General features: G+C 37.8%; 1 protein-coding gene. It reads left to right on the top strand.

Annotated features, from left to right (window positions below):
• Positions 1-463, top strand: a 463-nt coding sequence (locus GBI66_RS19210; RefSeq protein WP_308464068.1) for an IucA/IucC family C-terminal-domain containing protein, incomplete at both ends; no start/stop codon positions are given.

Raw genomic sequence — 463 nt, 5'->3', positions numbered from 1 at the left:
GGTTAGAAAAATTACTCAGCAATGCTTATTTACCCATCATGCATATTTTGTGGTGTCACGGCCTCGCTTTAGAATCACATGCACAAAACATGGTACTAATTCATAAAAATGGCTTACCCGTTAAAGCGGCTTTGAAAGATTTCCATGATGGAATTCGTTTTAGTCGTCATCTTTTACGTGAGCCCGAGCTTTTACCTAACTTACAAGATGCACCAAAAGAACATGCCAAGATTAACCCAAACTCGTTCTTGGAAACCCATTCTCCAAATGAGTTAAGAGACTTTACTCAAGATGCGCTTTGGTTTGTAAATCTGGCTGAGTTAGCGATTTTCTTAAATGAACATTATGACTTCGATGAAATCAAATTCTGGACCATGTTAAGAACCATTATTAATCAGCATAAAGAAGCTCACCCAGAGTTTGCCGAGCGATATGAATTGTTTAACTTTACAGATGACACCAT

Source organism: Acinetobacter sp. TUM15071 (genome assembly GCF_008980925.1).
In the GTDB taxonomy this organism is placed as follows: Bacteria; Pseudomonadota; Gammaproteobacteria; order Pseudomonadales; family Moraxellaceae; genus Acinetobacter; species Acinetobacter dispersus.
The sequence above is the reverse complement of the archived record's forward strand: the minus strand, read 5'-3'. Positions and strand labels throughout refer to the sequence as shown.